1 protein-coding gene is annotated in these 243 nt (G+C 42.8%); it reads right to left on the bottom strand.

Going from position 1 to position 243, the window contains the following annotated elements; translation table 11 throughout:
• On the bottom strand, positions 1-243 hold a 243-nt coding region (locus AAEZ09_RS29005; protein ID WP_350601768.1), incomplete at both ends, for a sigma 54-interacting transcriptional regulator.

Below are 243 nucleotides of genomic sequence, written 5' to 3'. Positions count from 1 at the left end.
CGATAGTACAAATCTTCTCTAAACTCACCGGATTGGCAAAGTTCAGCCAAATGTTTTTGGGTTGAACAAATAATCCGCACATCGGCGCGTACTTCTTCATCGCCACCAATCCGTCTAAAAGTTCCGTCTTGTAATAAACGCAATAATTTAACTTGTGCGGTTTTAGACATCTCGGCAATTTCATCAAGAAACACCGTACCGCCTTTTGCTTCTTCAAATAGACCGCGTTTAACGACGGTGCCA

The organism is Pseudomonas sp. 65/3-MNA-CIBAN-0223 (assembly GCF_040310425.1).
Taxonomy (GTDB): Bacteria; Pseudomonadota; Gammaproteobacteria; order Pseudomonadales; family Pseudomonadaceae; genus Aquipseudomonas; species Aquipseudomonas gregormendelii.
Note: the sequence above shows the minus strand (reverse complement) of the source record. Positions and strands in the feature narration are given on the sequence as shown.